Here is a 21,907-nt window from a genome sequence, read left to right on the forward strand (position 1 = left end):
CATCCGTCCGGACATCTTCCTGCGAGGGGAACCTGTTCTGTGTCACTGGAGGCCGATCCCCGGCCGACGGCACCCGGCCCTTCGTGGCCCCGCCGTACGCAAAGTAGGAGGACTGCCCTGATGATGGGCGCCCGCGGGAAGGGGGTCTGCTGCTGGCCACTGAGACGGCTGGAGTCGCTGGCCAGGTCCCGGGACGAACGTTCGGTGGCCGGCCGGTCCCGACGCTCCCTCGAGCTCGCGCCGTGTGGACGCCCCGAGGCTCCGCAACGCCTCTGGTTCGCACGAATGATAGCGAGGTTCCGCAAGGTTGACCGGCTGGTGAGCGAGAAAACCCAACGACCTGACGGCAGCGCAAGACACACCCCGGGTGCAAGCCGGGTCATGCCGATAGTGGGTGGTGCGACCCCGACAGCCTGCCGCCGTCGCGGCCATCTCCGGGCTGAGGGGCACGCCGGGAAACCGTCGGCCCCGACCAGGCAGGGCCTCGCACCACGATTTGTGCGCCGCTCACATGGCTGTCCGCCTGCCCCTGGCGACGTCCAGGGGCAGGGGACGGATGGGGCACGGGGGCGACTGCAGGAGAGGTGGTCGGTCCTGGCGAACCGTGCGGGTGAAGCGGGCGAGGATGGGTTCGCGATCCTCGACGCTGCCGAAGGTGGGCGATGAAGAAGAAGCAGTCGTCGCCGGTGATCCGATTGTGGCACTCGACGATCTGCGGGATCTCTTCGGCGATCTTGGGGGATGAGGTGCAGCTCGCGCAGGGCGGGACGGGACGCGACTGAGCACGCTGATCGGGAAACCCCAGAGCCCGCTGATCACCGCGGCGTGTCAGCCGACGATCACCCCGTGTCCTCGAGCCGCTGCACCCGTTTCGGCCACGGCAGGGGCCGACATCCCTCCTCCCCCCCCCCCCCCCCTTCTCCCATTTCCTCCTCTCTACCCCCCCCTCCTTCCTCTCGTCGACCCTGCGGGCCCAGCCTGGGCGAGGCTCACCCTGGATATCCCGCTGGAGCTCCATGAGGATCCGAAGGTCGGGCTGTACTGCCGCCTTGGTATTTTTCAGTTGTAGTTTGTTTTCGCGGCCCGGTCTGCCCCTTCTGTTCGTCATTCTCCCAACGTAGGGTTTGCAGGAGGATACGGCCATGGCCTTTCCGCGTGGGTTCTTCGCGGCAGCGCCGTACTTCCACTACCTGGGACCGTCCTTCGCGGTGCTGCCTGGTCGGCCGCCTCGAGGCCCCCCCCCGCTCCGCGGTGGCGGGGTTTGTCGCAATCTGGAGCGCGGCCCTGGGTTCGCGCTGTGGCGCAGGGGACCTGCCTTGAGGCGGATCGACGCGGACCGTTCTTAGCCCTGGGAATGGTCCTGGCGCCTTTTTTATTGAACGTGACGTTCTATCCTGGCCGATCGCGCGACTAGCTCGCTCGCACCGTCGCGCGCGATCGAGTTCCTTGCCGGTGATCGCGCTGCGGCGCTCGGGTGTCAGACGGTCCGCAACCTCGCGGCGCCTCGCGGCGGCGGTGGCGGGGTTCTACCTGCGACCGACGGAGGCTGGCGGGGGAACGCGGGGATCCTGCTCGCCTCGCGAACGCGGGATTCTGTTCGCCCTTACATCGTCCTCGCGCACGGGTGCCGCCCGTCCAGGCGGGCGGCGTGGAAAAAAAAAGGACGCGCTGGCCCACGGCCGATTGCTGGTGGCAGGGCGTGTCGTGATCCCGCGGGCTCTGGCGCAGGGGCGAGCCCGGTACCATGACGGGACCCGGTGGTGCTCGCCGCCGGGCTCGGCGTCGGGATCACCTCCTCGGTCGATCCCGTACGTCTTCGACCAACTCGCCATGGCCCGCATGGCGAGGGCCCACGTACGCCCTGATGACTCCCTGCTGACGGCGACCGCAACGGTCGTCGGAGTGCTCGTGCTCGGCCGCAAAGCTACCCGCGCCGCCGAGGCGGGGGGGTGGCCCTGGTGGATCAATCGGCGTCGCCATCGCAACAGCACACTGCTCCAAGGAGACGACATGGAACAGACGCGTGCACGGATCGTCGGGAATGAAGGTCTCGCGCATCTGCCTCGGAATGATGAGCTACGGAGAGGACCCTGCGAGCTAGGGCGTGGCACCTGGAGTGAGGACGAGGCCGAACCGATCGTCAGGCGGGCGTCGAGGCCGGCGTTGACCTCTTCGACATACCGCCGCATGTACTCGGACGGCGGAGTACGGAGGAGATCACGGGCGGCTGCTCGCCAAGCTGTTCCTGCGGTGCGGCGGAGGACTACCGTGCTTGGCCATCCAAGTATACTTACCGATGGGCCCCGGGGCCCAAACGACAGAGGCCTGTCGCGCAAGCACGTGATGTCCGGCCGTGACGCCGCCCCGCTGCGCGCCGCCTGGGCACGATTTCTCCGTGGATCTGTACCTATGATCCCCCGCTGGGATAAGAGACGCGACGAGGAGACCATGGAGGCGCTGCACGACGTGGTTATCAAGTGTAGGGCAAGGCACGTTTACATTCGGGGCCCTCCAGCCATGTCACGCATGGCAGTTCGCCAAAGGCGCAGCACTGCGCCGCGGACGGAAGTTCTTCGCCATCGCAGAACCATTACAACCTGGTCTACAGGGGAGGAGGAGCGGGAGATGATCCGCTCTGCCTCGACCAGGGGGTGGGCGTCATCCCCATGGAAGCCCCCTGGGAGCGGGGCTGCTCGCGGGCCAACCGCGGGCGCAATGACGGCGCCCGCCGTACGGCTGGGCGGGCAGCGATCACGATGGCGGACGAACATGTACGAGGACAGCCCGACTTCGACGTGTTGGACGCCGGTCCCCGCTGAGTTCGCGCCGAACGTGAAGGTGCCACCGGCCATGGTTCGCCCTCGCCTGGCTGCTGGCAGGCGGGGCCGTGACGCGCCCGATCGTCGCGCGACCTCCCTGCGGCACATTGAAGACGCCTTAATGCGCCGGAGATGACGCTGCCGAGGAGGAGAAGCGAAGGATGGAAGCCCCCTACCGCCAGCATCCTATCCTCGGCCATCCTGACGCATGAATTCTGACAAACCATTCAGCCTTTGCGATGCTCTCGATCAGAGGAGTGCCTAAGCGACCTTCTCCACCAGCACACCGCAGAAAGGCCGGCCCCATGCCTCCGTCGCCACGACGTCGGTGGCGCCTCCTGAGACGCGATGCCCAGGCGCGGGGGATCCCGCCCGCGCGGCGATCTGGCGGCCGGTCTGCGCCGTGCTGGGCGTGGCGCTCCTGGTTTCCGTCGTCGTGGCGGTACGGCTGGGCCGCCTGCGATCCCGCGGGTGAGACCGCCCGCGGTCAATAAGGACAAATTCTTCATCCTCGACATACAAACGAGCGGCATCAGCGGTCGAGCAACGTGACGGCCTGGAGAGTTCGACACCTATCTCCCCCGGTCACCTCGATCGCTGACGAGCACGCCTTCCCTAGACTCACTCGATGACCGGAGGCGGCGCTGCGGCGGGCCGCCGATGTATCGCCACAGGAAGCTGGTCAGCAACGGCGAGCCTGCCCGAGCACCAGCCAAAGATAGGCCACGTGCAGGCCGATCCAGGCCAGCCAGCGCCACCAGGCCGTGGAAGGTCCAGCAGTTTGCAACTGCAGCACGGCCTCGCAGCGGCCGACCGTCGCCATGATAACGGGATCGCGCTACTAGAAGCGGCTCGACAGACGGCCAGCCACGCCGCCGAGACGACTGACGCCCACGTGCAGAACCCATACGGAGGGCGAGCTGATGCGAGGCCGGTGGCGCGTCAGCGGGCCTGCCGAGGTCACCGCGACGAAGATCTCGGGATGGTCCTCAGGTTGAGCGCAAATGCGTACCGACAGATCCAGCCCCCTCGCCCTGCGGCAGGCCACCACTGAGAGACCGACTTTGGAGCGGTGAACTCCAGCGCCCCAGACGGTGACGTCGCTGGGCAGGCGGGTGCCGTCGGCCAGATGGACCGCGTCGGGTGATGTACTTCGCCACCGTAGGCGCCGAGCCGCAGGTGAACGCCACGCTTGCGCAGAGCGCGCGCAGCCTGTCGCGCAGCCTCGCTGTACGCAGAGAGCACGTAGTAGAACCGCTCCGACAAGGGTCGACGCTCGTCTGCTTGGGCGACAGCTCGGGACAAGTCAGCGGGATCGTGCGGCGGACGCCAGCTCGGCCAGAGAGCCCGCATCTCACGCCGTGCGCGCCACCGCCGACCACCCACGACGTGGACGCTGTACGCTCCGCCGGTCGCCAGCCTCCTCCAGACGGCGCCGCAGCAGCTTACGCAGCGCCACCCGCGTCGTGACCGAGTAGATGGGCAGCGCGTTCTGATAGCCCCTCGATGTTAGCCAGTCGTCGTGAAGCGCTGGTCAGCACCATGTAGTCTTAAGTCCGACGTGCTGCCGTCGTCAGCTCCACCCCCGCCTACACCGACGGACCCGTACCCCGCCTCAGCGCGGCTCGCGGGTGCGCACCGTCCGGTACCTGGCGGCGAAGGCTCGGCATGGGGAACGACACGTCACCGGGACCGAGCCCCGCCAGTCGCCACATGGTAGAGCAGGGCCTGCAAAGGTGGTGTACGGGTACGGTCGATCAGGGTGACCCTAACCCCCGCGCGAGCGAGTAGCCGGGTGGCGAAGAGGCCGGCGAAGCCCCACGAACACGACAGAAGTTCGGCCGGACGGAGCGCGAGTGCGTGACGGTCACAGGTGTCCTCGCTGCAAGTGATGCTTCAGTGCATATGGCAAACAGGGAGCCGTCTAAACCCTCATTCCGTACGCGTGAAAGCTTCTTCTTCGGAGAGGGGCGTGATGCCCTGCCCTGCGGCCCTCGCGTGATCTGGCGTTCGACACCGCGTGCGACGGCCTACATGTAGTAGGTCCGAGGCAGGCTCGCCGCCGGTCGGCGAGCCCTGCCTCCGGTCAGTTGCGCGCCGGTCGGCGGGCTCGGTACACGGACGGCTCGGCGGCCTGGCAGGGGCTGTCTGTCGCGCTGGACCTGAGCAGGCTGCCATCCGTCGTGACGGCAGACCCCGGTGACGGATGACGGCCAGCGAGATCCAGTTGTTCGATCTCAGGGATCTCAGGTGACGTGATCGCCGCGTTGCTGAACGCAGCTCGTTCTCGTGCAGGCGTGCAGGACGAGCGTTCACGCGATGAAGCGAGGATATGACGCAGCAGGCCGGTAGGTGAGGTAGACGAGTTCTCACCAGCCCGCGAGCAGGAAGTACAACTGTCGCAGCCCCATCACAGTCCGCGCACGCGTGGCGCGAAGACCAGGTAGGCGTCCTGGCCTTTGGTGATGCCGAAGATCGCGGGGATCGAGCCGACCGCGAGACAGATCGCGCGTCAAGCGATGCGATGATGACGATGAAACCATGGGGTCAGCAGGCGGCTGCCCCACAGCCGTCTTGTTGGATGCGTCAGCGTGAGCCGTGGTAGTCGTCCGGTGACCGACGAACAGCCTGCGCGCCAGCGTACGCCGCCGCCGTGGGGTCGTACTCTCGTCTTTCGTTGCATGTGAGGCGAATTTCCACGCGGTGTAGATGAGGATGCCGCGAAGAGCCAGAACACCCAGCTGAAGCGCTGTACGGCCTGCGCGACCACGCCGAGAGATCCGCGCATCCTTTTTTCTTATGACCAGCGCCATCACGACTCCGATGAGCAGCACGCGAGTGCTGGTGGAGCGCGCCGGCGAAGTTCGCCATGATGAGCATGAAGATGAACAGGTTGTCGCCACGCTCAGCGTGTACCGGTGACTGTAGCCGGTGAGGTAGATTGCCGCCGCTGTGTCATCGCCGCGAAGATCACACGCCTGCGCCGATAGCGACGGCACAACCGATGTACAAGGCGATTCCACCGCGCCGACTCGCCGATACGTGACCTTGTCGGGCGTCTCTGTTGGCGACGATGATCAGATCGAGGAAGATGAGCCCGCAGCAGCGGCGGCGATGGTCGTGCGCTCCCACAGCCAGGCGGCATCGACACTAGTGGGGGCATGAGGCGCTCTCGACTGGCGTTGACACGTCACCCGTGTCGGAGGTCTTCTCTCGCCCGCGGCGCTCGTTCGCGGACGACCGCACCGGCCCGAAGCGGGTCGTGATGACGACGACTGGCCGCGAAGGAGTACTCCACTCCACTTCGCCTGCCGATCATACTTACCGAATGACAGTAGCCCATAATCCCCTCGCAACGTCCAACCCGACAGGCCCGGCGCCACTCGCCGTCACGCCGGACGGATTCCATCGGGCGAGCGCGCGCCCGCCACGCTCCCGCGCGACCCTCGGCACGAGCCGGTTCGACCGAGGGATCGAGCTCGTTGCAGGTGCGGCGGTTCGCAACGAGCTGTACAGGTGCGATCAGCGGAAACACAGCGCGCCTTCCCGACAGACCGCGACACGTCTGATCTGGAACGCGCGCATGCTCCCAGTCGGCCCTGCCGACGGACTGCTCGACGGCGATCCGGTCACTGCCCGATCGCGTCTCTACGACAATCGCGGGCCGCCCGCGCGACACTGGAGGACGAGCCCGAGTGGACGAGCGTGCACCTCACCTACCCACGCCTCGAAGCGTTCGTCACTGCTGCAGTGCGCGCCTCCGTCGAGCCGTGACGGCCACTCCCGAGGCCGCGCGGAGCTGCTCCGCGCCTGCCCGCGAGATCGCCGAGATGTACGGCGCGCTCTGATCCGCGCGGTCTCACAGTGCGGCGTCGTAGAGATCGTGCGGGGCGCTCTGAGCGAAGAACGAGTCGAGCAGACGGGGGCGTTCAGGCAGAGCACCGCTGCTCGGAGGCCGCGTCTGAGCAGGGCGGGCAGGCACAGCACGGTGCCCAGGCGCGACCCACACGAGGCGGACAGGCCGCGAGAGCTCGTCATGCCGGCCGCCGCTGAGGCTGCCCAGCGCGATCGCGCCCCAGCAGCAGGAACTCTGCACCGAGCCGACCCTGACCCATATGCAGCTCGCGGCGCGGCTGCTCATCACGTCTGGCGCAGGGTGATCGAGCGTCGGGCCTGAAGGCGCCTCGCGACGCAGTGGACGATCCGCTGCCCGCCACCAGGCCGATCCGGCGCGACAGCACACCGATCGACGCCCTGAGCGCGGGCATGCTCAACGATGCCGAGCGCGTCACGTGCGTGGCGCCGGCTGTGAGCGTCCTGATGCGCGCCGAGGCGGCGGATCAGGCGCCGACAGCAGGTCTGCCGACCGGGTAGCGCGCCGCCGCCGCGCCGATCACGACGCCGATCCAGCCGGCGACAGGCCCAGGACGTCGCGCGTGTAGAGCTACAGGCTCGTCACTCCACCATGGACAGCGAACAGCACGTAGACCGTGCGCACGCCAGATGGTTATAGGCTGCACGGATCGGGTGACGGCGCGCGCGAAGGCGCAGCGCCGACGGCGATGTCGCGGCGCAGCCAGCCTGGCTGCCGGACGGCGGCAGGCCCATCCGCGGCTCCCTATGCCGGATCAGGGCCAGCGAGACGAAGTGAGGCGGCGAAAGCTGAGCAGCGTGGGCGCCGCACGATGCGCGCCGACCAGGCCGAGCGCGACGATGAGCGGCCCGCGCCATGGGGCCAGCGCTTGGAGGTGGGGACTCCGACAGCGCGAGACGGGCTGTTGTCCGTCGTGCAGCTCGTGGGCGTCGCCGTACAGGCTGGGCAGCGTAGAGTGTAGGCGCACCTGGAGAACACCACCGCGCACCCGCTCGATCAGGATCAGCCCGAACAGCAGGGGGAAGGTCAGCACGCGCCGGTGGCCGCAGACACGCATGATCGCGGCGAACGCGCACGCCTGCACGCGTCGCACACCTATGCATGACGGGTTCATGCGGGGCAACCTGTCGACGATGGCGCCGGCCGGCAGGCCAGCGGCAGGAACGGCTACGAACAGCGCGAACTGCAGCAGCCGCGCTGCGCACGGGGAGGAGCGAGCGGGTCACGGCACGAGGGCAGCGACGCGTGGTCATGGAACTGGGCACCGAAGAGTTATGAGAAGCGACTGGCGCGGCCCAGAGCAGCCGAAGTCGCGCGCCGCACCGACGGCGGGTTCGGCCTGGGGAGCGACCCTGACGGTCGGCGTGCGATGCTGGTCGTCATGAGGCGGACTCCCGCCTGATCGCGCCGGAGCCCGCGGGCGATGCCGCGTGCTGCCCTCGGCGCTCTTGGCGATGACCGTGGTGATGTCGAACACGTCGGCCCATTCCTTCCGCCGACCGGCGCCACGATGACGGCGGCAATACGGACCTCGCACTGGCACCCGATCGACGCGCGCGGTGGGCCGGTTCTATCGGCGATCAGCCGCGGCCGGCTGTCTGATCGCCGTCGGGCAGGATGTCCAGCCAGCCGATCGAGCCGCTCGCTCCTGCCGCGTCAATGACGGCGGGCTCGCGCAGCGTGGCCAGCAGCGATCCTGCCTGGTGTACGCGCTCCTACCAGCTGTCAGGGCGAGCCGTCGGGGTCGTGGCAGACCCCGAGACTCGCTTTTGGGAACTGCGCTCTGGTCCTTAGTCCAGCAGCTAGGCCGGATGACCCTGCCGGCCTCTGGCGTCGATGACCGCCCTCGCGCGTCGCTTGATCCAGCTCGCACGGCCAGCGCTGTCCGTCGGGCAGCCGTAGCGGGCCTTGCGAGGTCGCGCTGGCTGACCCACGCCGTCACACAGTGCCTTGTAGCTGCCTGTCACTCCACTCTCGGGGTCGGCGAGAGATCAAGGCCGCCCGTTGAGCATAACCAGCTGCGGGATCTTCAGTGCTCGCCGAGGGCGGCCGCCACGAGCTCGTCTTGGTCTTGTAGTAGTAGGACTCACATTGCCCACGGGGACGTCGGCCCGCACGCGATGTCGGCGTGTGGTGCAGCGTCGCGCCTGCTGCGTGGACGACCTGGCGGCAGCCTCATCCATACAGCCGCTGCGCTTGGCGTCCCGCGGTCCTCACCCGGATCCTTCGAGTCAGTCACCTGACTAAGCATAGTGCGGTGTGATGCGGTCGAATCTTGCACCGCGTGAGGCGGCCGAGCCCCCTGATCTACTCGACTGCGCGCTCCGGCGAAGCGGAGTGGCGCGCGGCGACGCCGAAGACCTCATCACGACGCCGGCTCTTAGCTTTTTGACGTGCGCGCGCCGGCTTCGCCATCCGATCCTCGACCGGGTCCGTGCTGGTCAGCACCGGCAGGATACGCGGGACCTCGGAGGCGGCCGGCCTCGGACGGCCTTCTTCTCGGGACGGCACGCACTTCTGGCTCGGCACGGCCTTCGACGCGGCGACGGCGAGGTCTGCGGCGGGGAGCCGGTGTCGGACGCGCGGGCTGAGCTTGTGTGTGGGACGCTCAAAACCGCCGGACGACGTCGTCGAGAAAGGCTTCAACAGACCGTCGTCACCCACCGATGCACCTCGGCGGGCGACGGTTCAGTGAGTGGAGGGGCGCGCGTGCGGTGCTCCGCGCACGATCAGCTCGTGCGCTAGGATCAGCCGTTTTCGGGCTCGTTTGCCCCGCGGTGGCAGGCCGTGACAGCAGGTCATGCGGCCCGCGTCTGCCGATGAGCTGACTTGGGCTAGCCTGATCGTCGTGAGATCGGCCTCCTCGGCGCCGACTGTCGGAGAAGTCCGCACCACCTGGACAGGTCCTCGGGGACCTTCACTGCCGCCTCGCCGCCGCGTCGAGCACACCGAGCGACTCACGTCGGTGTTGCACAGGAGTGGCGAGTCGGCCGCGCGCGCGCCAGCAGGGCCCGTCCCCGCTTCCTCGCGACCGGACTCCGGGCGTTGCCGCCACATCGTTGGACGGCACGCTCGCCCAGTCCAGCCCCGCCCTGCTCGCCCGCCAACCGGTAGCCCTCGACCCCTGGTCCGCATCGCCTCGTACTCCGCGCTCCGCTGGCGGCGCAGGTCGGCCCAGCTCGTGCCGGCCGTCCTGGTGCAGGCCCACCAGCGCGAGTCCGAGCCTGCGATGCCCCAGATCCACCACATGCCGTACGGCCTCGCCCGCGGCGGCCAGCTCGTCGATTGCCGATGAAGGGCAGCCCGGACGTACGGCTCGTCGACGAACACGGTGGGGAGCCTGCGCGCCAGCACCGCGTCCAGCGTGGCGTGCCCGTCGGGCAGGGAGAAGACGGCAGAAGGCGTCCACCACGGCGTTGCGCACGATCTCGGGGCGCTGTCACCCCTGGCGGCTGCTGGAGGATCAGCAGACACCGACCGCGGCCTCCTCCGCGGCCACGGCCAGACCCTGCAGGAACCCGATCGAGTAGGGTCGGCGAAGGCGTTACGGCAGCGTCTCGGTGAAGATCAGCCCGAGCGCCCCCGCCCTGCCCAGGCGCAACGAGCGCGCCGTCGGGTTGGGCCTGCGTAGCCGAGCTCGCTGGCCACCCGCAGGATCCGTGCGCGTAGCTCCTCGCTGAGCTGGTCGACGGGAGAAGGCATAGGAGACGTCGCGCGGGACACTCCGACCCGGTCCGACGATGTCTGCAGGGTCACTCGCTCGGCACATGCCCCAACCCTAGCGTTCGCCTCTAATCCATTAAGCTCTTAATTGATTAAGGAGGAACCATGGACGCCATGCAAGTACTCGCCACCGGACGGCGATGGGCTACGAGGACGGCCTCCGCTCGGCGTGCCCGGCGCGCCGAGACGCCGGACCATCCGAAGGCGGCGCAGACCAGGTGCGGCTGGCTCGCGCGCTCCGGCAGGCCGCCGACCGCCTCGACCCTGCGGGAAAAAACCGCCGCCCGGCGGACAGCACTGCTAGCGCGGACAGGTGCTCACTGTCCGGCAGCATTCGGCATGGTCATCGACCCGGCGTCGTCGCGCCTTCTGTCTCGCAGCATTGATCATCTCTCTGGTCCTGGGCCGGACCTGCTCTTCATCACCGCCACCGGTCTGGCCTCAGGGCCGCGGGCGGGGTCCTCGCGGCCGTCGGCATGTCCGCGGGGCTCGCCGTGCACACCGTCGCCGCCGCATCGGTCTCGGCACCTCTTCCAGGCCTTCCCCACGGCCTTCCACGTGCTGCGGGTGGTCGGCGCCTGCTACCTCGTCTACTGGCCGTCACCTCCTTCAGAGCCGCGGCGCGGGCGGACGGCCTCGATCAGGCTCACGCGGCGGCCGAACGCAGGAGCTCGGCCCGCCGCGTCTTCGGCAGGGCGCTGCTGACCAACCTCGCCAACCCAAGGTGATCGCTTCTATACTGGCCTTCTTCCGCAGTCATCGACCCGGCCAGGGGGAGCGTGGACAGCGCAGTCTTCCTGTTCGGAGCGCTGTCATCGTCGTCGGCTGTGCGTCGACGCGAGCGCGGGTGCCTCCTGGCCGACGGCTGGCCGACTTCGTCCGCGGCCGGCCATCCGTCAGCGATGGATGCACGCGTGTCGGGCACCATCTTCGACCGCAGCTCGCCGTCCGCATGGCACCGACCAGCAATAGACACGCCGCCGGACCGAGTTGCGTGTCCGGGGGCCTAACGTTCAGGACGGTGACCACCACCTGATCACGCCTTGGCGTGTGGTCAGGCCGGCGTCGCTCCCCGCGTGTCCCGGCGGAAGGTGTGCGGTAGCCGGTGGGCGTCACGCGAGGTGAGGCTAAGTGCCGGCGCAGGTTGGCGCCGAGCCCAGCCCGCTGTGCTCCGCGACCTGATCGATCGGCAGATCGGTCGACTCGAGCAGCCGTCGCGCACGGATGAGGCGCTGGTTGAGCAGCCACTGCAGCGGCGTGGTGCCGACCGCGGAATGGAAGCGGCGTGCGAACGTCCGCGGGCTCATCCCCGCCCTGCGAGCCAGAGCGTCGACGGTCAAAGCGGCATGGTCGAGACGGGTGCCCGCCCATTGCAGCAGCGGACGAGACTGTCGTCGTCGGTGTCCGGTATGGACAGGTCGACGTACTGCGCCTGGCCGCCGGTGCGTGTGCGCGGGCATCACCATACGGCGGGCGACCTGGTTGGAGACTTCGGCGCCGAGGTCTTTCCGCACCACGTGCAAACACAGATCCAGCGCCGCGCCTCTGCCCGCGCTGGTCATCACGGTCGCCGTCGTCGACGTACAGCACCGACGCGTCCACCCGCACCTGCGGATGCAGCATGGACAGCGTGCCCGCGTACAGCCAGTGAGTGGCCGCCCGCTGCCGTCGAGCAGTCCGGCGGCGGCCAGGGCGAAGGCGGCCGGTGCACAGGGAGATGACACGCGCGCCGGCCGACGCCGCCGCCCTGAGGGCTTCGACCAGCGCCTGGGGAACGGGCAGGCCGGACTGCACGCACGCGTACGGCAGCGCGGGCACGATCACCGTCTCCGCCTCGGCCAGTGCGTCGAGGCCCATGGCGCGTGTGCTGGAGGAAGCCGAACTCGCTCCTGGTGCCCGCCGGTTTCTCCGCGCAGAGCCGGAAGTCGTACCACGGGTCGGCCAGGTCGGTCCGTTCCGGGCCGAACACCTCGCAGGCGATCGCGACCTCGAACAGGGGCATGTCGTCGACCAGAGCCAGGGCGACGGAACCGGCGGCGCACGTCCCCCAGCGTACGGCAGGAATTTTGCGAACAGTGGCACTCCTGCCACTCGCGGCCCCTTCCACGCGTTGGCATCGTTCAGGCGTGAACATCATCGAACTCAGGCAGTACACCTGCGCCCAGGGCAGCGTGACCTTCTCATCGACCTGTTCGACAGGGAGTTCGTGGAGAGCCAGGAGGCCTTGGGGATGCGTGTCGTCGGGCAGTTCCGCGACGAGGACGATCCCGACCGGTTCGTCTGGCTCCGCAGCTTCCCCACCATGCCGGGCCCGGCACGAGGCGCTGACCGCGTTCTACGTCGAGGGAGAAGCTTGGAGGAGGCACGGGCCCGCCGCCAACGCCACGATGGTGGACTCCTCGAACGCCCTCCTGCTGCGTCCCGCGGGCCCGGACTCCGGTTTCCCGAACCGGAGACGCCTCGGCCCCCCGCGGGCGCCACGAGCCTGCCGGGCTCCCGGGTCATGGCGACGATCTACGCCGTGGACGAGCAGGCCGATGGCGACTTCAGCCGGTTCTTCGACGACCGCGTGGCCCCGTTGATGGCTGAGACGGGGGCGCCGCCACTGGCCCGCCTGCGTACCGAGCACGCCGACAACACCTTCCCCCCGCCTGCCCGTCAGAGAGGGGGAGAACCTCTTCATCTGGTTCGCCTCGTTCGCCGACGCCGATCGGCGTCGTGAGCACGTCGAACGGCTGGAGCGCTCGCGGGAGTGGCACGAGAAGGTGCTGCCCGAGCTGGCGGCACGGCTGAGCGCTCCACCCCTGCACCTGAGGCTGGCCCCCGACGGCCAGGTCGCAGCTGCGCTGATTCAGTCGAGGACCGCGGTGTGGCTTCGACCTCGACCAGCAGGTCGGCTCGCCCCAGCGCGGCGACGCCCAACAGGGTGATCGGCTTGACGGGGTCGACCCCAGTTTCTGCGGGCCGCCCTGGCCACGCCCTCGCCCAGCACGGGGGCAGTTTCTCGGAGCTCCAGTCGACGACGTAGACGGTCAGCTTCGCCACGTCGTCGAAGGATCCCACCGACCTCGGCCAGTGCGGGTGCCGATGTTGAGATAGGCCTGCTCGACCTGGGCGGCGAGGTCACCCTCTCCGACCTGCGGCCGTCGGCGTCGCGGCGACCTGACGGCGAGGAACACCAGCCTCGACCCGGTCGCGATCGACAGCTGCCGGTAGACCTCGGGTTGAGGCAGTCCCTTGGGATTGACCAGTGTCACGGCCATGACTCCTCCTTCTCGTCCGAGTCCGCGGATGCGGCGCTCCACCAAAACATAGCAATGCTATGTATTGTGGCGCCATGGCCAGAACGAAGGATCCTGTCGTCCGCTCCCTGCTGATCGATCGGGCCGCGCAGATGCTTCGCACCCGTGAGCCGGTCACGCTCCGCTCGCTCGTGGCCGGCACCGGCGTCTCGACGATGGCCGTCTACACCTACTTCGGCGGCATGGACGGTCTGTGGAAGGCGCTGCGGGCAGGAGGGCTTCAGCCGCCTGGCGGCCAAGCTCGCGGGCGGTCGCGATGTCCGCTGATCCGGTGCGAGACCTCGCCGCCCTGGGCGCCGCCTACCTGTCCAACGCGCTGGAGAGCCCGACCTCTACCGCGTCATGTTCGACGCGGGCTTCGAGCTCGAGGACGCGGCGGCCGCGGACGAAACGCTGTACTGCCTGGTCCGCGCCGCCGAACGGGCCAGGGAGACCGGTCGCTTCCGTGACGACGTCGACCCGATGGAACTGGCGACGCAGAGCTGGGCGATCGGCCACGGGCTCGCCTCGCTCGTCGCCACCGGCCCCCTGCCGCGTCAGGCGCTCGCCCACGGCGTCCCGCTCCTGGCCGCGCTGTTCGTCAGCGCGGGAGACGATCCGGGCCGATGCCGCCGCTCGATCGAGCAGGGATGGAAGGCGGTTTCTCCCGGCCTTGGACGAGCACCCGTGACCTTTGGCCCGCTCGCCGATCGCGCGCGACAGGTGGCCAGACGGCAGCGGGATGCCACGGGAAGATCAACGGAGGCGGACGGCTGCGCCCCGGCGGGACCCTGACGGAACTCTTCGGGGTGCGCGGTCAGACGGTGGACGGGGTGTTCAGCAGGGCGGACAGCTCCGCCAGGGTCTCGGGGACCAGGCGGTAGTAGACCCAGGAGGCGCGGCGCTCGGAGGTGAGCAGGCCGACCTCCTTCAGCACTTTGAGGTGGTGGCTGATGGTCGGCTGCGACAGCTCGAAGGCGCCGGTGATGTCGCACACGCAGACCTCGCCGCCCGCGTGGCTGGCCACGATCGACAGGATGCGCAGCCGTACCGGATCACCCAGCGCCTTGAACACCTGCGCGACCCCCGCCGCCTGCGGGGCGTCCAGTGGCTCGCGGGTGAGCGGCGGGCTGCACTCCAGGATCTCCAGCAGCTCCATCGACCCCTCCAGAGTAGATGTTCGTCGACGTTCTATATTGACATACATCTATGTATTTCACGGCGCCTCGACCGTCGCGCCGTAGAGCCGGAGCAGGCTGAGGCGGAGCGCCGCGTCCGCCTGCTCGCCGGACATGCGGCCGGCGCCGGCCTCGTCGCCCGCGGCGTGTCCGAGGGCGATGGTGGCCACCACCAGCCAGTCGGTCGAGAGCCTGCGGTCGAACTCGCCGGTTTCCTGGCCGCGCAGGATGATCCGCCTCAGGCGATCGGCGACCGGCGCGTGTCGCTCCTGGTCGGCCTGCGGGCTCACGGGCATCGAGCTGATCTGGTGAAGCAGCACGGGGTACCGCTCGCTCATCCGCCGGCTGACCTCGATCAGCCGGCACAGCGCCTCTTGCCGCGGATCCTTCGTCGAGCCCGGCGGCGTCCATCGCCCCGACGGTCTCCTCGGTGACCCGGTCGACGGCGGCCTCCAGCAGCTCTTCGCGTGAGGGGAAATGCGCGTAGACGGTCTGGCGGGTCACTCCCGCGGCCGAGGCGATGACTTCGACGCTGACGTCGGGTCGCTCGTTTCAGCAGCCGGACCGCCGCGTCCAGGATCGCCGCCCTGCTGCGCCGCGCGTCGGCACGGCGACGCTGGGGGACCGGAGGAGAAGTCAACTCATACACCTTGTCAAAGTTGTGCGCCGACACATATCTTACAGCCTGTAAGAGATAGTACTGGAGAGTGCGACAGGAGCACCCATGAGCCCATTCGACGGCGTCAGCCCGGAGCAGTTCATCGCCGACTTCATGACCTCCTTCACCGGACGAGATCGTTCGAGGCGACGAGGATCCGGGGCCGATCGTGGACCGCTACTACACGCCGGACATGATCCAGATCGCCGACGGCATCCGGATCGACCGCGACAGGCTCATCGCGCACATCCGCCCGGTGCGCAAGAACCTCACCCACTACCGCCTCGAGGTGCACGAGGCCCTGGCCAGCGGAATCGCATCGCCGCCAGGTTCACCCTGCACGGGCAGATGCGGAAGAAGGCGGTGGCCACCGAGGTGCACTTCTTCGGAGAGCTGGCTCCTGACGGACGGATGAGCAGGGACCCACCAGCTCACCCGCGCGCTGCCCACCGGTGAGGGTGGGCAGCCGGCCCCCGGCAAGGAGGAGGAGCGGGCGTGAACCAGAGCACCTACACCGTCAGCGGCATGGTCTGCGGGACACTGCGCGGGCTTCGTCACCGAGGGAGATCGAGCGCGTCGCCGGCGTCACCGCCGTGGCGGTGGACGTCGAGAACGGCGTCGTCACCGTCACCAGCGATCGGGACCTCGACGTCGCGGACGTCCGCGCCGCCGTCGAGGAGGCCGGCTACGAGCTCGTGCGGGCATGAAAGACTTGTCCGGCGTTGCGCTGGAGGCGAGCGTGCTTCACCCGAGGAAGGCCGCGGTCGTCGCGCCACGAACCGGCGAGCGTCATCGAGCCACGGGAAATGGCCCGCTCCTGGTTGGACGACGAACTCGGCGTTCGGGAAACAGCTCGGCGAACGCGGCGGCGACGCTCGGAGGCGTGTTCAGGTCGACCTCTCCGGCAAGCAGCAGCAGCACCGGGCGCGTGGAAGGTGGCGAGTGCCGCGCACGTGATGTCCGGGTCGAACACGCCCTCGGCGCCGAAGATCGCTGCTGCTTCCCTGTTCCGGTGGCCGTCCTGGGCCGCCTGGTGGGGCTCGGGCCTGCGCGTCCCATCGGCCGTGGAAGAAGGGGTCGATGGCCTTCCACCTGTCGTCGGTGGCGTCGCCTGCCACGATGGACTCAAGAGCGGTGAAGGCCCGCGGCGAACCAGGGCTCGTTCTCGCGGAGCCTGGCGGTCTCAAGCCGGGATTCACCGGTGGCCGCGATGCCGACGGCCATGGGTGCTCGGAGTGATCAGAGCGAGCCTGCCGACGCGTTTCTGGGTGCCGGGTGACATACAGCGCCGCGAGGTTCGCGCCGGCGGAGTGGGGCGAGCAGCTCCAACCGGTCAAGACCGAGGTGCTCGCGCAGAGCGTCGACATCGCCGACGAGCCGGTCCGCAGCGGTAGGAGGCCGCGTCCCCTGGGATCGCCGACCGGCCGGTGGCCCCGAGGGTCCATCATGATCAACTGCCGATGCGCCGACAGGCCGCCCAGTTCGCCGAGGTAGTCGGAGTCCTGCATCGGGCCGCCGGGCAGGCAGATCACCGGAGGGCCCTCTCCGAACACGTGGTAGGCGAGAGGGGTTCCATCGTGTGCGGAGAAGACAGGCATGGCGGGATCCTGTCAGCGGCATCCAGGCCAGGGCAACCGGCTGTCGTGACCGGCTCCCCTGTGGTCAGGCCTTCCTGGCGGCGTCAGCAGGAGCCGAGGCGTTCTCGCACCCGGGAACACCTGGGCGACGGCGGTCGTGAACCCTTCCGTCAGGATGACCGGCATGATCCTGAAGTATCCCTGCGTATGCTGCGGCCGTCTGACCATGGAGGAGCCGCCCGGCTCCCATCAGATCTGCCCGGTCTGCTTCTGGGAGGACGACGCGGTTCAGCTGCGATGGCCTGACCGGGTCGCAGGGGCCAACCGGATCCCCTGATCGAGGCCCAGCAGCACTTTCAGGACCACGGAGCATGCGACGAGCGATCACTGGGACACGTCCGTCCACCCAGGGACGATGAACCGCTGGACCCGAGCTGGCGCCCCATCGACCCCGAACGCGACCGCTTCGAGCCTCAGGCCGTCCAGCTGGCCGCGTGGCCGGACGACCGCACTGTCCTGTACTGGTGGCGCTATCGCGACACCGGATTCTGGCGTCCCCCCCGGCTGACGCGGTCGACCAGCGACGCCGGCCCGCCGGACGGCTCGCCCGACGAAGATCCCTCGCACGCTTCTCGAACGACCCTCACTCTCCTCGACGGGTTCGTGCCGTCCGTCGAAGTGGACGCGGCCGTCGGCGCGTACCGGTTGTCCGGACGGCAGGCGCGAACCGGGCGACGGCTCGTCGAGGTCCACGACCGCCCAGTCCACCCCGTCGAGCGCTTTCGCGCGGGTCAGCGCGCCCTGGTCCCACGGATCGAGCTCCAGCGCCCGCAGATAGCCGCCCAACGCCCGCTCGTGCGCGCCGCCGCACTCGTGAGCCAGCCCTTCGAGGTAGGCGGCGAGGTTGTTGGTCGGGTCGAGGGACAGCACGTGCCGGGCCGCGCGGACCGCCCTCATCCACGAGAGCGCGCGGCCGGCGCCGTTCGGGCGGGATCCGGGCGATGGGCTTCGAGTCCTCCTCCCACCAGCCCGTGTCCACGCGGTTGACCATGTGGCCGCGGAGCTCGGCGCCGCCCAGCACGGCGAGGCCCACCGCCGCCTCCAGGCTTGCGGGATCCACCCGCTGGACCGCCGTGTACGCCTCGCGAACGGCACGCGCCTTGTCCGCCGGATCCCGCGCGTATTCCGCCTCCTCGGCGACTTCCGCGAGGAGCCTGCCCGCCCCGGCCGGCCCGGCGTCAACGCCTGTGTGCTCCATCATGATCGGGGAACGCTATCGCCGCGGTCCGGGGGACCGCAGCGCGTCACTGATCGCGGGGATCGTCCCAGAAGCCGTGGTCGTGCCGTACAGGCCGGGGCCTGTCATGAGCGGGCTCGAGCACGCCTGGAGATGGCGCGGCCGTCTCCGGCAGGTCGTTCGCGCGTCGCCGGTGCCGGGACGCCGGCGAGGCGTCGCCGGTGGTGGTCGAGGCCGGGACGCCGGGAGCTGACGAGCGCGGTCAGGGCGGTGGTGAGGGGGACGGCGGCGATGAGGCCGAGCGTCCCCGACGACGCTGCGGACGATCTCCTGGGCGATGAGCGGGTTGGTCAGCACTTCACCGAGCGGCTGCTTCGCGACGCTGATGAGCAGCAGCAGCGGGCAGGGAGGCGCCGGAGTAGGCGAGGATGATCGTGTTGATCACCGACGCGATGTGCGCGCGGCCGACCCTGCCTGCGGCCCTGTACAGCTGCAGGAAGCGTAGAGACGGGTTCGCGTGGGCGAGTTCGGTGACCGTGACGGCCTGGTGTGACGGTGACGTCGTCGAGCACGCCGAGGGAGCCGATGAGGATGCTCGCGAGCAGGAGTCCCTGAGCGTCGATGCGGTAGCTCATGTCCAGGTAGAGCGAGCTCTCGTCGGTGATGCCGTTGAGCTGGGGCGAGTCCGATCGCGCCGTAGGACAGCAGCCCGGTGAGGGTCAGGCTGCTGAGGGTGCCCAGGACCGCCATCGAGGTGGTCAGCGTGAACCCGTGGGTGAGATAGAGCACCGCGAGCATGATCGCCGCGGGAGCCGACGATGGCGATCGCCAGTGGCGGCTCGCCCGCGAGGATGGCGGGAATCACGAACAGCAGCAGCAGGGTGAAGGTCACGCCGAGGCCCACGAGCGCCGTCACGCCGCGCCAGCGGCCGAACGCGACCACAGCGAGCGCGAAGGCCGCGCCCATGATCCACAGTGACGTCGACCGGTCGTGGTCCGAGAGCAGGTACGGCGACGGCGTCGAGCGTGCTGTCAGGGGTGTGAACGAGCACGACGTCGTCGCCCTCCCGAAACCGGGGAGGCTGGTGCTGGGCACAGGGGGGGGGGGGGGGGGGGAGGCGGGGGCTGGGGGGGGGGGGAGGGGGGGGGGCAGGTGGGGATCGGGTGGTGGGGGTGGGTGATGGCGGCTGGGAGTGCGGCGCCCGTGCGCGGTATCGGCGACGCCGCTGTGTGGGAGGAGAGACAGCTGGAAATAGATTATACGTGTATAGCTCAGTCGTCTCTCGTGGCGTCACCTAACAAGCACCCGGGGGTGAGATGGGAAAAAGGAGGAAGAGGAGAGGTGAGAAGAGGGGGGATGCTAAAGAGTACGTAATAAGAGAGGGATCTATTTCCAGCTTGACCAAGGGCGGCGTGCAGGACGCGGGAGCCAGGAGTGCGCGATCACCGAAGCCGGCGGACGCATGGGCCGCAGCGGCCGGGGGCTGTAGCACAGGCGGGGTGTGCGCCAGAGAGGCGATCGGGGGACGGTCGGGTGGTGCTCGGGTGGGGTCACGGGGGGGTGGGAGGAACCCTGACAGCACGCTTGCGGACGGAACGCCGTGGTCCCGCCGGTACGCGCCGGGGCCATGCTCAGGGACACGACCGGTTCGGACTCACTAGTGAGGATCATGGGCGCGGCCGGGTTCGCGGGCTGGGGGGGGGGTCAGCTTGGTCGCGGGGGGGGGGTCGGGGGCCGCTGGTGGCGCGGCGTGACGGGCGCTCGTGGGGGCCTGAGGGGCTGCGGGGGGCGGTTGTGACCGTTCACCGATGCGCGGTGGAGAGGGGGCTGCTGGGGAGGTAGCTGCTTGTTGGGTTGGGCGTGGATGTACCCGCGGGCGCCGTCCCGGCGGGCGCCCGCCGGTGGAGTGGCCCTGCGCTCAGCCGACCGGGGTCCTCGCGGGGGCGATGCCGCCGACTGTGGGTGCGAGGTCGCGGCAGCCCAGATGGGGGGGGGCGGGGCTGGGGGGGGTCCGGGCCTCGGGTGGCGGCGAGCATGGGCGTGACGCGGTGGCTGCGTGAGAAGCGATGCACCGGCACGCCAGGCTCGCCACGTGTTCGAAGCTGACCCCGCTGGCCGATTGGCGGTGGCCCGTGGGGCCCCCTCAAGCAGCCTGACCCGGGCGTCACCCAGGGGGTGCGGCGGGCTGAGGGGGAGCACGGGCGGGGGGGGAGAGGGCCGGGGTGGCTGGCTGTCCCTCGGCCTAAGACTACGGAGTGGGAAGAGGAGGGGGCGCGATCGGGACTCGCCCAGCTCAACGGCATCACCGACGAGAGCTCGCTCTACCTGGACATGAGCTACCGCATCGACGCTCAGGGACTCCTGCTCGCGAGCATCCTCATCGGCTCCCTCGGCGTGCTCGACGACGTCACCGTCACCCAGGCCGTCACGGTCACCGAACTCGCCCACGCGAACCCGTCCTACGGCTTCCTGCAGCTGTACAGGGCCGCAGGCAGGGTCGGCCGCGCGCACATCGCGTCGGTGATCAACACGATCATCCTCGCCTACTCCGGCGCCTCCCTGCCGCTGCTGCTGCTCATCAGCGTCGCGAAGCAGCCGCTCGGTGAAGTGCTGACCAACCCGCTCATCGCCCAGGAGATCGTCCGCAGCGTCGTCGGGACGCTCGGCCTCATCGCCGCCGTCCCCCTCACCACCGCCCTGACCGCGCTCGTCAGCTCCCGGCGTCCCGGCCTCGACCACCACGGCGACGCCTCGCCGGCGTCCCGGCACCGGCGACGCGCGAACGACCTGCCGGAGACGGCCGCGCCATCTCCAGGCGTGCTCGAGCCCGCTCATGACAGGCCCCGGCCTGTACGGCACGACCACGGCTTCTGGGACGATCCCCGCGATCAGTGACGCGCTGCGGTCCCCCGGACCGCGGCGATAGCGTTCCCGATCATGATGGAGCACACAGGCGTTGACGCCGGGCCGGCCGGGGCGGGCAGGCTCCTCGCGGAAGTCGCCGAGGAGGCGGAATACGCGCGGGATCCGGCGGACAAGGCGCGTGCCGTTCGCGAGGCGTACACGGCGGTCCAGCGGGTGGATCCCGCAAGCCTGGAGGCGGCGGTGGGCCTCGCCGTGCTGGGCGGCGCCGAGCTCCGCGGCCACATGGTCAACCGCGTGGACACGGGCTGGTGGGAGGAGGACTCGAAGCCCATCGCCCGGATCCCGCCCGAACGGCGCCGGCCGCGCTCTCGTGGATGAGGCGGTCCGCGCGGCCCGGCACGTGCTGTCCCTCGACCCGACCAACAACCTCGCCGCCTACCTCGAAGGGCTGGCTCACGAGTGCGGCGGCGCGCACGAGCGGGCGTTGGGCGGCTATCTGCGGGCGCTGGAGCTCGATCCGTGGGACCAGGGCGCGCTGACCCGCGCGAAAGCGCTCGACGGGTGGACTGGGCGGTCGTGGACCTCGACGAGCCGTCGCCCGGTTCGCGCCTGCCGTCCGGACAACCGGTACGCGCCGACGGCCGCGTCCACTTCGACGGACGGCACGAACCCGTCGAGGAGTGAGGGTCGTTCG

19 protein-coding genes are annotated in these 21,907 nt (G+C 69.4%); 9 read left to right on the forward strand and 10 right to left on the reverse strand.

Annotated features, from left to right (window positions below; all coding sequences use genetic code 11):
* Positions 1–3,501 precede the first annotated feature (3,501 nt).
* Positions 3,502–3,642 (reverse strand): hypothetical protein, encoded by a 141-nt coding sequence (locus ABFX55_RS18250; protein ID WP_346122541.1) that lies wholly within the window; start codon positions 3,640–3,642, stop codon positions 3,502–3,504.
* A gap of 1,976 nt (positions 3,643–5,618) precedes the next feature.
* Here ABFX55_RS18250 and ABFX55_RS18255 point away from each other — a divergent pair.
* Positions 5,619–5,741 carry a hypothetical protein gene (locus tag ABFX55_RS18255; protein ID WP_346122543.1) on the forward strand — a complete coding sequence of 41 codons (123 nt, stop codon included), beginning with the start codon at positions 5,619–5,621 and terminating at the stop codon, positions 5,739–5,741.
* A gap of 1,272 nt (positions 5,742–7,013) precedes the next feature.
* Positions 7,014–7,193 carry a hypothetical protein gene (locus tag ABFX55_RS18260; protein ID WP_346122545.1) on the forward strand — a complete coding sequence of 60 codons (180 nt, stop codon included), beginning with the start codon at positions 7,014–7,016 and terminating at the stop codon, positions 7,191–7,193.
* 254 nt (positions 7,194–7,447) lie between these two features.
* On the opposite strand, the gene ABFX55_RS18265 is transcribed toward ABFX55_RS18260, so the two are convergent.
* From ABFX55_RS18265 to ABFX55_RS18280, 4 genes are all read right to left on the reverse strand, one after another.
* Positions 7,448–7,786: a hypothetical protein gene (locus tag ABFX55_RS18265; RefSeq protein ID WP_346122547.1), complete on the reverse strand. Its 339-nt coding sequence runs from the start codon at positions 7,784–7,786 to the stop codon at positions 7,448–7,450.
* 1,214 nt (positions 7,787–9,000) lie between these two features.
* The gene (locus tag ABFX55_RS18270; protein WP_346122549.1) at positions 9,001–9,357 is read right to left on the reverse strand and encodes a hypothetical protein; all 357 of its coding nucleotides are present in this window, start codon (positions 9,355–9,357) and stop codon (positions 9,001–9,003) included.
* Between the two features lie 2,186 nt (positions 9,358–11,543).
* Positions 11,544–11,978 (reverse strand): helix-turn-helix domain-containing protein, encoded by a 435-nt coding sequence (locus tag ABFX55_RS18275; protein ID WP_346124088.1) that lies wholly within the window; start codon positions 11,976–11,978, stop codon positions 11,544–11,546.
* A gap of 1,470 nt (positions 11,979–13,448) precedes the next feature.
* A complete protein-coding gene (locus tag ABFX55_RS18280) occupies positions 13,449–13,679 on the reverse strand; it encodes a hypothetical protein (RefSeq protein ID WP_346122551.1) in 231 nt (76 codons plus the stop codon).
* 381 nt (positions 13,680–14,060) lie between these two features.
* On the opposite strand from ABFX55_RS18280, the gene ABFX55_RS18285 reads away from it, so the two are divergent.
* On the forward strand, positions 14,061–14,492 hold the full coding sequence (locus ABFX55_RS18285; protein ID WP_346122553.1) for a hypothetical protein: 432 nt from the start codon (positions 14,061–14,063) through the stop codon (positions 14,490–14,492).
* A gap of 22 nt (positions 14,493–14,514) precedes the next feature.
* On the opposite strand, the gene ABFX55_RS18290 is transcribed toward ABFX55_RS18285, so the two are convergent.
* Entirely contained in the window at positions 14,515–14,856 is a 342-nt protein-coding gene (locus tag ABFX55_RS18290; RefSeq protein WP_346122555.1) for an ArsR/SmtB family transcription factor, read from the reverse strand.
* Positions 14,857–14,913: 57 nt separating this feature from the next.
* Positions 14,914–15,213 (reverse strand): hypothetical protein, encoded by a 300-nt coding sequence (locus tag ABFX55_RS18295; protein ID WP_346122556.1) that lies wholly within the window; start codon positions 15,211–15,213, stop codon positions 14,914–14,916.
* A gap of 489 nt (positions 15,214–15,702) precedes the next feature.
* On the opposite strand from ABFX55_RS18295, the gene ABFX55_RS18300 reads away from it, so the two are divergent.
* The 3 genes from ABFX55_RS18300 (at position 15,703) to ABFX55_RS18310 (ending at position 17,447) form a co-directional block, all read left to right on the forward strand.
* Complete coding sequence (locus ABFX55_RS18300; RefSeq protein WP_346122558.1) at positions 15,703–15,948, forward strand: nuclear transport factor 2 family protein; 246 nt, start codon at positions 15,703–15,705, stop codon at positions 15,946–15,948.
* Between the two features lie 184 nt (positions 15,949–16,132).
* A complete protein-coding gene (locus ABFX55_RS18305; protein WP_346122560.1) occupies positions 16,133–16,240 on the forward strand; it encodes a hypothetical protein in 108 nt (35 codons plus the stop codon).
* Positions 16,241–17,294: 1,054 nt separating this feature from the next.
* Entirely contained in the window at positions 17,295–17,447 is a 153-nt protein-coding gene (locus tag ABFX55_RS18310) for a CPCC family cysteine-rich protein (RefSeq protein WP_346122562.1), read from the forward strand.
* A 47-nt stretch (positions 17,448–17,494) separates the two neighbouring features.
* On the opposite strand, the gene ABFX55_RS18315 is transcribed toward ABFX55_RS18310, so the two are convergent.
* The 3 genes from ABFX55_RS18315 to ABFX55_RS18325 form a co-directional block, all read right to left on the reverse strand.
* Positions 17,495–18,067, reverse strand: coding sequence for a tetratricopeptide repeat protein (locus tag ABFX55_RS18315; RefSeq protein ID WP_346122564.1), 573 nt, complete (start codon positions 18,065–18,067; stop codon positions 17,495–17,497).
* Between the two features lie 638 nt (positions 18,068–18,705).
* Complete coding sequence (locus tag ABFX55_RS18320; RefSeq protein ID WP_346124089.1) at positions 18,706–18,843, reverse strand: YibE/F family protein; 138 nt, start codon at positions 18,841–18,843, stop codon at positions 18,706–18,708.
* Between the two features lie 135 nt (positions 18,844–18,978).
* Entirely contained in the window at positions 18,979–19,314 is a 336-nt protein-coding gene (locus ABFX55_RS18325; RefSeq protein ID WP_346122566.1) for a YibE/F family protein, read from the reverse strand.
* Between the two features lie 1,365 nt (positions 19,315–20,679).
* On the opposite strand from ABFX55_RS18325, the gene ABFX55_RS18330 reads away from it, so the two are divergent.
* The 3 genes from ABFX55_RS18330 to ABFX55_RS18340 all read left to right on the forward strand — a co-directional run bounded on the left by ABFX55_RS18330 (position 20,680) and on the right by ABFX55_RS18340 (position 21,897).
* Positions 20,680–21,243, forward strand: a complete 564-nt coding sequence (locus tag ABFX55_RS18330) for a YibE/F family protein (protein WP_428834769.1) — start codon at positions 20,680–20,682, stop codon at positions 21,241–21,243.
* 42 nt (positions 21,244–21,285) lie between these two features.
* Complete coding sequence (locus tag ABFX55_RS18335) at positions 21,286–21,591, forward strand: hypothetical protein (RefSeq protein WP_346116620.1); 306 nt, start codon at positions 21,286–21,288, stop codon at positions 21,589–21,591.
* 183 nt (positions 21,592–21,774) lie between these two features.
* The gene (locus ABFX55_RS18340; protein ID WP_346116618.1) at positions 21,775–21,897 is read left to right on the forward strand and encodes a hypothetical protein; all 123 of its coding nucleotides are present in this window, start codon (positions 21,775–21,777) and stop codon (positions 21,895–21,897) included.
* The last annotated feature ends 10 nt before the right edge of the window (positions 21,898–21,907 follow it).

Origin of the sequence: Nonomuraea roseola, from assembly GCF_039535395.1 — a bacterium.
In the GTDB taxonomy this organism is placed as follows: Bacteria; Actinomycetota; Actinomycetes; order Streptosporangiales; family Streptosporangiaceae; genus Nonomuraea; species Nonomuraea roseola.

What these genes read in the sequence shown, in the direction of transcription:
- ABFX55_RS18250 (WP_346122541.1), bottom strand. Translation starts at nt 3,642, where the DNA reads ATGGCGACGGTCGGCCGCTGCGAGGCCGTGCTGCAGTTGCAAACTGCT.
- ABFX55_RS18255 (WP_346122543.1), top strand. Translation starts at nt 5,619, where the DNA reads ATGACCAGCGCCATCACGACTCCGATGAGCAGCACGCGAGTGCTGGTG.
- ABFX55_RS18275 (WP_346124088.1), bottom strand. Translation starts at nt 11,978, where the DNA reads ATGACCAGCGCGGGCAGAGGCGCGGCGCTGGATCTGTGTTTGCACGTG.
- ABFX55_RS18280 (WP_346122551.1), bottom strand. Translation starts at nt 13,679, where the DNA reads ATGGCCGTGACACTGGTCAATCCCAAGGGACTGCCTCAACCCGAGGTC.
- ABFX55_RS18285 (WP_346122553.1), top strand. Translation starts at nt 14,061, where the DNA reads ATGTTCGACGCGGGCTTCGAGCTCGAGGACGCGGCGGCCGCGGACGAA.
- ABFX55_RS18290 (WP_346122555.1), bottom strand. Translation starts at nt 14,856, where the DNA reads ATGGAGCTGCTGGAGATCCTGGAGTGCAGCCCGCCGCTCACCCGCGAG.
- ABFX55_RS18295 (WP_346122556.1), bottom strand. Translation starts at nt 15,213, where the DNA reads ATGAGCGAGCGGTACCCCGTGCTGCTTCACCAGATCAGCTCGATGCCC.
- ABFX55_RS18310 (WP_346122562.1), top strand. Translation starts at nt 17,295, where the DNA reads ATGATCCTGAAGTATCCCTGCGTATGCTGCGGCCGTCTGACCATGGAG.
- ABFX55_RS18315 (WP_346122564.1), bottom strand. Translation starts at nt 18,067, where the DNA reads ATGAGGGCGGTCCGCGCGGCCCGGCACGTGCTGTCCCTCGACCCGACC.
- ABFX55_RS18325 (WP_346122566.1), bottom strand. Translation starts at nt 19,314, where the DNA reads ATGGGCGCGGCCTTCGCGCTCGCTGTGGTCGCGTTCGGCCGCTGGCGC.
- ABFX55_RS18330 (WP_428834769.1), top strand. Translation starts at nt 20,680, where the DNA reads ATGAGCTACCGCATCGACGCTCAGGGACTCCTGCTCGCGAGCATCCTC.
- ABFX55_RS18335 (WP_346116620.1), top strand. Translation starts at nt 21,286, where the DNA reads ATGATGGAGCACACAGGCGTTGACGCCGGGCCGGCCGGGGCGGGCAGG.